At 64.9% G+C, this 6,943-nt stretch carries 9 protein-coding genes; all 9 read left to right on the top strand.

What is annotated here, in order from left to right; genetic code table 11:
* Positions 1-18: 18 nt before the first annotated feature.
* Genes ccmA through ccmI form a run of 9 tightly spaced genes read left to right on the top strand, consistent with a single transcriptional unit; the run spans position 19 to position 6,932 of the window.
* Positions 19-651, top strand: coding sequence for a cytochrome c biogenesis heme-transporting ATPase CcmA (gene ccmA / locus ACF8R4_RS13875; RefSeq protein ID WP_060499612.1), 633 nt, complete (start codon positions 19-21; stop codon positions 649-651).
* The gene (gene ccmB / locus ACF8R4_RS13870; RefSeq protein WP_374754800.1) at positions 639-1,316 is read left to right on the top strand and encodes a heme exporter protein CcmB; all 678 of its coding nucleotides are present in this window, start codon (positions 639-641) and stop codon (positions 1,314-1,316) included. Before ccmA ends, ccmB begins: the two co-directional genes overlap by 13 nt.
* 46 nt (positions 1,317-1,362) lie before the next feature.
* Positions 1,363-2,130 (top strand): heme ABC transporter permease, encoded by a 768-nt coding sequence (locus ACF8R4_RS13865; RefSeq protein ID WP_016711759.1) that lies wholly within the window; start codon positions 1,363-1,365, stop codon positions 2,128-2,130.
* Positions 2,127-2,303, top strand: coding sequence for a heme exporter protein CcmD (gene ccmD / locus ACF8R4_RS13860; RefSeq protein ID WP_012273475.1), 177 nt, complete (start codon positions 2,127-2,129; stop codon positions 2,301-2,303). Before ACF8R4_RS13865 ends, ccmD begins: the two co-directional genes overlap by 4 nt.
* Positions 2,300-2,755 (top strand): cytochrome c maturation protein CcmE, encoded by a 456-nt coding sequence (gene ccmE, locus ACF8R4_RS13855; protein ID WP_060499613.1) that lies wholly within the window; start codon positions 2,300-2,302, stop codon positions 2,753-2,755. Before ccmD ends, ccmE begins: the two co-directional genes overlap by 4 nt.
* Positions 2,752-4,740, top strand: coding sequence for a heme lyase CcmF/NrfE family subunit (locus ACF8R4_RS13850; RefSeq protein ID WP_019096398.1), 1,989 nt, complete (start codon positions 2,752-2,754; stop codon positions 4,738-4,740). The genes ccmE and ACF8R4_RS13850 overlap by 4 nt, the downstream gene beginning before the upstream one ends.
* Positions 4,737-5,273, top strand: a complete 537-nt coding sequence (locus ACF8R4_RS13845) for a DsbE family thiol:disulfide interchange protein (RefSeq protein WP_012273472.1) — start codon at positions 4,737-4,739, stop codon at positions 5,271-5,273. Before ACF8R4_RS13850 ends, ACF8R4_RS13845 begins: the two co-directional genes overlap by 4 nt.
* A complete protein-coding gene (locus ACF8R4_RS13840) occupies positions 5,270-5,746 on the top strand; it encodes a cytochrome c-type biogenesis protein (protein WP_104834242.1) in 477 nt (158 codons plus the stop codon). Before ACF8R4_RS13845 ends, ACF8R4_RS13840 begins: the two co-directional genes overlap by 4 nt.
* Positions 5,739-6,932: a c-type cytochrome biogenesis protein CcmI gene (gene ccmI, locus ACF8R4_RS13835; protein WP_392492708.1), complete on the top strand. Its 1,194-nt coding sequence runs from the start codon at positions 5,739-5,741 to the stop codon at positions 6,930-6,932. The genes ACF8R4_RS13840 and ccmI overlap by 8 nt, the downstream gene beginning before the upstream one ends.
* Positions 6,933-6,943 lie beyond the last annotated feature (11 nt).

Below are 6,943 nucleotides of genomic sequence, written 5' to 3'. Positions count from 1 at the left end.
CAAAGATAAGGCGAAACCGTGACCCTTCACCTCCAAGCCGCAGGCCTGGCCTGCGAGCGCGACTGGCGCCTGTTATTCGAGCAGCTCGATTTCGAGTTGGGTGCCGGCGACATGCTGCAGATCAGCGGCCCGAACGGCAGCGGCAAGACCAGCCTGCTGCGTCTGCTGGCCGGGCTGATGCAGCCGACTGCCGGGCAGATCCTGCTGGGCGGTAAGCCACTGGCTGAGCAGCGCCATGCCCTGGCCAGCATCCTGTTGTGGATCGGCCACGCCGCTGGCATCAAGGACCTGCTCACCGCTGAAGAAAACCTTACCTGGCTGTGCGCCTTGCACCAGCCGGCCAGCCGCGAGGCGATCTGGGCAGCGCTGGAGGCCGTCGGCCTGCGGGGTTTCGAGGACGTACCCTGCCATACCCTGTCAGCCGGCCAGCAGCGGCGCGTGGCCTTGGCCCGGTTGCACATGGCCTGCCCGCCGCTGTGGATTCTTGACGAGCCGTTCACGGCGCTGGACAAGCAGGGCGTGGCACAGCTGGAAGCACACCTGGCGACCCATTGCGAACAGGGTGGCACGGTGGTGTTGACCACTCACCACACGCTGGAACGCAAGCCCTCCGGTTACCGTGAACTGAACCTGGGGCAATGGGCGGCATGAGCGTATTCGTCTTGTTGTTGCGCCGCGAAGCGCGCCTGCTGTTCCGCCGTCCGGCCGAGCTGGCCAACCCGCTGGTATTCTTCGCCATCGTTGTGGCGTTGTTCCCGTTGGCGGTCGGCCCGGAAAGCCAATTGTTGCAAACCTTGTCGCCTGGGCTGGTCTGGGTGGCGGCATTGCTGGCGGTGCTGTTGTCGCTGGACGGCCTGTTCCGTAGCGATTTCGAGGACGGCTCGCTGGAACAGTGGGTGCTGTCGCCGTACCCGCTGGCGCTGCTGGTGCTGGCCAAGGTGCTGGCGCACTGGATCTTTTCCGGGCTGGCGCTGGTATTGTTGGCGCCGCTGCTGGCGCTGATGCTGGGGCTGCCGAGCCATTGTCTGCCGGTGCTGATTGGCTCGCTGCTGCTGGGTACGCCGGTACTGAGCCTGCTGGGTGCGGTGGGCGCGGCGCTGACGGTTGGCCTCAAGCGCGGTGGTTTGTTACTGGCGTTGCTGATTCTGCCGTTGTATATCCCTGTATTGATCCTGGGCAGTGGTGCGTTGCAAGCGGCGTTGCAAAATATGCCGGCAACCGGCCACCTGCTCTGGCTTGCCAGCCTCACGGCCCTGGCCGTGACCCTGGCACCCTTTGCGATAGCGGCCGGCCTGAAAATCAGCGTTGGCGAATAACGAGTCCCGGGCTTTCAAGCCCGGCCAATACCCTGGATGTACCCTGATGAAAATAAGCTGGACGTGGTTCCACAAGCTGGGCTCCCCCAAATGGTTCTATGCCATCAGCGGCCGCATGCTGCCATGGCTGGCCGGTGCTGCCGTGCTCCTGCTGCTGGTCGGCATCACCTGGGGCCTGGCCTTCGCCCCACAGGACTACCAGCAGGGCAACAGCTTCCGCATCATCTACATTCATGTGCCGGCGGCAATGCTGGCACAGTCCTGCTACGTGCTGCTGGCGGTGGCCGGGGTGGTGGGGCTGGTGTGGAAAATGAAAATCGCCGATGTCGCCTTGCAATGCGCCGCGCCGATCGGCGCCTGGATGACCGCCGTGGCGCTGGTCACTGGCGCCATCTGGGGCAAGCCGACCTGGGGCAGCTGGTGGGTGTGGGATGCCCGCCTTACGTCCATGCTTATCCTGCTGTTCCTGTACTTCGGCATTATTGCGTTGGGCCAGGCGATCAGTAATCGTGACAGTGCGGCCAAGGCCTGCGCGGTGCTGGCGATTGTCGGTGTGGTGAACATCCCGATCATCAAGTACTCGGTGGAGTGGTGGAACACCCTGCACCAGGGCGCCACCTTCACCCTTACCGAAAAACCGGCGATGCCCGCCGAAATGTGGCTGCCGTTGCTGTGCACGGCGCTGGGTTTCTACTGCTTCTTCGGTGCCGTGCTGCTGTTGCGCATGCGCCTTGAAGTGCTCAAGCGCGAGGCGCGCGCCAGTTGGGTCAAGGACGAAGTGTTGAACAGCCTGGGGCGGAGGGCCGCACAATGAGCTTTGCCACCTTTGGTGACTTTCTTGCCATGGGCCACCATGGCCTGTACGTGTGGTCGGCCTATGGCATCTGCCTGGCCGTGCTGGCGCTGAACGTTGCTGCGCCGCTGCTGGCCCGCCGTCGCTACCTGCAAGAAGAGGCGCGCCGTTTGCGCCGGGAGAACAACCAGTGAATCCGCAGCGCAAGAAACGCCTGTTGCTCATCGTCGGCCTGCTGGTCGGCGTCGGGGTTGCCGTCGGCTTTGCCTTGAGCGCACTGCAGCAGAACATCAACCTGTTCTACACCCCCACCCAGATCGCCAATGGCGAAGCACCGCTGGACACGCGCATCCGCGCAGGCGGCATGGTCGAGAAAGGCTCGGTGCAGCGTTCGTCCGACTCACTGGATGTGCGCTTCGTGGTCACCGACTTCAACAAGTCGGTACCGATCACCTATCGTGGCATCCTGCCTGACCTGTTCCGCGAAGGGCAGGGCATTGTCGCCCTGGGCAAGGTCAACGCCGACGGTGTGGTGGTGGCCGACGAAGTGCTGGCCAAGCACGATGAGAAGTACATGCCGCCCGAGGTCACCAAGGCCCTGAAGGAAAGCGGCCAGGCCGCCACGGGTGCGGAGGCCAAGCCATGAACGCGGCGCTGGTAATCCCCGAACTGGGCCAGCTGGCGATGATCCTGGCCATCTGCTTCGCCGCCGTACAGGCCAGTGTGCCGCTGCTCGGCGCCTGGCGTGGCGACAGCCTGTGGATGAGCCTGGCGCGGCCGGCGGCATGGGGGCAGTTCGCGTTCCTGGCGTTTGCCTTCGCGTGCCTCACTCATGCCTTCATGACCGACAATTTCTCGGTTGCCTACGTCGCCAGCAACTCCAACAGCGCCTTGCCCTGGTACTACAAGTTCAGCGCTGTGTGGGGCGCCCACGAAGGGTCGTTGCTGCTCTGGGCGCTGATCCTGGGCGGCTGGACCTTTGCCGTGTCGGTGTTCTCGCGCCAGTTGCCGCAGGTGATGCTGGCCCGCGTGCTGGCGGTGATGGGCATGATCAGCGTGGGCTTCCTGAGCTTCCTGATCATCACCTCCAACCCGTTCCAGCGCCTGCTGCCGCAGGTGCCGACCGATGGTCGCGACCTCAACCCGCTGCTGCAGGACTTTGGCCTGATTGTTCACCCGCCGATGCTGTACATGGGTTACGTGGGCTTCTCGGTGGCCTTCGCCTTTGCCATCGCTGCCTTGCTCGGCGGCCGCCTGGATGCTGCCTGGGCGCGCTGGTCGCGGCCGTGGACCATCGTTGCCTGGGCCTTCCTTGGCGTGGGCATCACCCTGGGATCGTGGTGGGCCTACTATGAGCTGGGCTGGGGGGGCTGGTGGTTCTGGGACCCGGTGGAGAACGCCTCGTTCATGCCCTGGCTGGTAGGCACGGCGCTGATCCACTCGCTGGCAGTGACCGAAAAACGCGGGGTGTTCAAGAGCTGGACAGTGCTGCTGGCCATTGCCGCGTTCTCGTTGAGCCTGCTGGGGACTTTCCTGGTGCGTTCCGGTGTGCTGACCTCGGTGCACGCCTTTGCCGCCGACCCGTCGCGGGGCATTTTCATCCTGATCTTCCTGCTGTTCGTGGTCGGTGGTTCGCTCACCCTGTTCGCCCTGCGTGCCCCAGTGGTCAAGAGCCAGGTCGGCTTCGCCCTGTGGTCGCGCGAGACGCTGCTGCTGGCCAACAATCTGGTGCTGGTGGTGGCTGCTTCGATGATCCTGCTCGGCACCCTGTACCCGCTGGTACTCGATGCCCTCACCGGGGCCAAGCTGTCGGTCGGCCCGCCGTACTTTGATGCCTTGTTCCTGCCGCTGATGGCGCTGTTGATGGTGGTGCTGAGCGTGGGGGTGGTGGTGCGCTGGAAGGACACCCCGGGCAAATGGCTGGCCAGCATGATGACCCCGGTGCTGATTGGCAGCGCCATCCTGGCCCCTGTGGCCGGCTTTATCGTCGATGACTTCGACTGGCCGACCCTGACCGCCTTCGCCCTGGCCGCCTGGGTAGTGCTCGGCGGGCTGCGCGACATCCTCGACAAGACCCGCCACAAAGGCCTGCTCAAGGGCCTGCCCGGCCTGGGCCGCAGCTACTGGGGCATGCAGCTGGCGCACCTGGGCCTGGCGGTGTGCGCGCTGGGCGTGGTGCTGTCGAGCAACAACAGCGCCGAACGCGACCTGCGCATGGCCCCGGGCGAAAGCGTGGAACTGGGTGGTTACCACTTCCTGTTCCAGGGCGCCAAGCACTTTGAAGGGCCGAACTTCATCTCCGACAAGGGTACCGTGGTGGTCAGCCGTGATGGCCGTGAAATTACCACCCTGCACCCGGAGAAGCGCCTGTACACCGTGCAGCAGTCGATGATGACCGAAGCCGGTATCGATGCAGGCTTTACCCGCGACCTGTACGTCGCCCTGGGCGAGCCGCTGGAGAACGGCGCGTGGGCCGTGCGCGTACATATCAAGCCTTACGTTCGCTGGATCTGGCTGGGCGGTCTGCTGACTGGCCTGGGTGGGTTGCTGGCGGCCCTCGACCGGCGTTACCGCGTCAAGGTCAAGACCCGGGTGCGTGATGCCCTGGGCGTGTCTGGAGCAGCTGCATGAAGCGTTGGATCATGGTAGTCCCCCTGGCAGTGTTCCTGCTGGTGGCGGTGTTCCTCTACAAAGGGCTGTTCCTCAAGCCCGACGAGCTGCCTTCGGCAATGATCGGCAAACCGTTCCCGGTGTTTTCGCTGGCCTCGACCCAGGGCGACCGCACCCTGACCCAGGCCGACTTGCAGGGCCGCCCGGCGCTGGTCAACGTGTGGGCCACCTGGTGCCCGTCGTGCAAGGTCGAGCACCCGTACCTTAACCAGCTGGCCCAGCAGGGCGTGGTGATTCACGGGGTCAACTACAAGGACGACAATGCCGCCGCGCAAAAATGGCTGGCCGAGTTCCACAACCCTTATCAGCTGGATATCCGCGACGAGCAGGGCAGCCTGGGCCTGGACCTGGGCGTGTACGGCGCGCCGGAAACCTTCCTGATCGACGCCAAGGGCATCATTCGCTACAAACACGTGGGCATTGTCGATGCCACGGTGTGGCGCGAACAGCTCGCCCCGCTTTACCAGGGCCTGGTCGATGAGGCCAAACCATGAGGCGTTGGCTGGCGGCTGCCGTGCTGGGCATGAGCTTGGCCGGCGTGGCCAAGGCGGCCATCGACACCTACCAGTTCCGCGACGAGGCCGAGCGCGAGCGCTATCAGCAACTGACCAAGGAACTGCGCTGCCCCAAGTGCCAGAACCAGGACATCGCCGACTCCAACGCGCCGATTGCCGCCGACCTGCGCCGGGAAATCTTCCGCATGTTGGGCGAGGGCAAGAGCAACCAGCAGATCGTCGACTTCATGGTCGACCGCTATGGCGACTTCGTGCGCTACAAGCCGGCGCTCAGCGGGCGCACCTGGCTGTTGTGGTTCGGCCCGGGGATTCTGCTGGCCGGCGGTTTCGTGGTGTTGGCGGTGATCGTGCGCCGGCGCCGCGGTACGGCTGTGCAGGGCGGCAATGAATTGTCTGCCGAAGAACGCGAGCGTCTCGCCAAACTGCTGGAAAAAGAACAGACCCATGATTGAATTCTGGCTTAGCGCGGGCCTGCTGCTGCTCGCTGCCCTCAGCTTTTTGCTGATCCCTGTCCTGCGTGGCCGTCGTCGTCAGCAGGAAGAAGACCGCACCGCCCTGAACGTGGCCCTGTACCAGGAGCGTGTTGCCGAACTGGCCGCCCAGCAGGCTGCGGGCGTGCTTGACGAGGCGCAGATGACCAGGGGCCGTGACGAGGCTGCCCGCGAATTGCTGGCCGATACCGAAGGCGCCGAGGCACCGCGCCAGGGCCACTTGGGCAAGGCCTTGCCGCTGCTGGCGGCTGTGCTGGTACCGCTGATGGCGCTTGGGCTGTACCTGCATTTTGGTGCGGCCGACAAGGTGGCCCTGACCCAGGAATTCGCCGAGGCGCCCAAGTCGATGGAAGAAATGACCACGCGTCTGGAGCGCGTGGTGCAGGCCCAGCCGGATTCGGCCGAGGCCATGTACTTCCTGGGCCGCGCCTACATGGCCGAGCAACGCCCGGCTGATGCGGCGCGCACCTTCGAGCGGGCCGTGGCCTTGGCCGGCCGACAGCCCGAGCTGCTGGGGCAATGGGCTCAGGCCCTGTATTTTGCTGCTGACAAACAGTGGAGCCCGCAGTTGCAGGTGCTGACTGACGAAGCCTTGAAAGCCGACCCCAACGAGGTGACCAGCCTGGGCCTGCGCGGCATTGCGGCCTTCGAAGGGGAGCGTTACCAGGAAGCCATCGACTACTGGAAGCGCCTGCTGGCGCAGCTGCCGGAAGGTGACGCATCGCGTGACGCCCTGCAGGGCGGTATCGACCGCGCCGTCGAGCGCCTGGGGGGGGCTGTGGCGGAAGCTCCCCCCGCACCTGCAGCGGCCCGCCTGAAAGTACGGGTGGAGCTGGCGGCGGCGCTGAAAGACAAGGTCAAGCCGGGCGACACCGTGTTCATCTTTGCCCGCGCCAGCAATGGCCCGCCCATGCCGCTGGCGGCCAAGCGGGTGACGGTGGCGCAGTTGCCGATCGAGGTGGAGTTGTCTGATGCTGACGCGATGATGCCGCAGATGAAACTGTCGCAATTTGCCGAAGTCCAACTGGTTGCACGTGTATCGCGCGCTGGCCAGCCTACCCACAGCGAATGGATTGGCCAGGGAGCGCCACTGCCCAGCGCCACCCAGGCTACCCAGCGCCTGACCATCGACAGCCCCGACCAGTAAGAGAGCAATGC

It is taken from the genome of Pseudomonas sp. FYR_2, from assembly GCF_043106425.1.
Lineage (GTDB): Bacteria > Pseudomonadota > Gammaproteobacteria > Pseudomonadales > Pseudomonadaceae > Aquipseudomonas > Aquipseudomonas monteilii.
Note: the sequence above shows the minus strand (reverse complement) of the source record. Positions and strands in the feature narration are given on the sequence as shown.

Bases quoted from the DNA above. Each gene is read 5' to 3' on its own strand.
- ccmB (WP_374754800.1), top strand. From the start codon at position 639: ATGGGCGGCATGAGCGTATTCGTCTTGTTGTTGCGCCGCGAAGCGCGC.
- ACF8R4_RS13865 (WP_016711759.1), top strand. From the start codon at position 1,363: ATGAAAATAAGCTGGACGTGGTTCCACAAGCTGGGCTCCCCCAAATGG.
- ccmD (WP_012273475.1), top strand. From the start codon at position 2,127: ATGAGCTTTGCCACCTTTGGTGACTTTCTTGCCATGGGCCACCATGGC.
- ACF8R4_RS13850 (WP_019096398.1), top strand. From the start codon at position 2,752: ATGAACGCGGCGCTGGTAATCCCCGAACTGGGCCAGCTGGCGATGATC.
- ACF8R4_RS13845 (WP_012273472.1), top strand. From the start codon at position 4,737: ATGAAGCGTTGGATCATGGTAGTCCCCCTGGCAGTGTTCCTGCTGGTG.
- ACF8R4_RS13840 (WP_104834242.1), top strand. From the start codon at position 5,270: ATGAGGCGTTGGCTGGCGGCTGCCGTGCTGGGCATGAGCTTGGCCGGC.
- ccmI (WP_392492708.1), top strand. From the start codon at position 5,739: ATGATTGAATTCTGGCTTAGCGCGGGCCTGCTGCTGCTCGCTGCCCTC.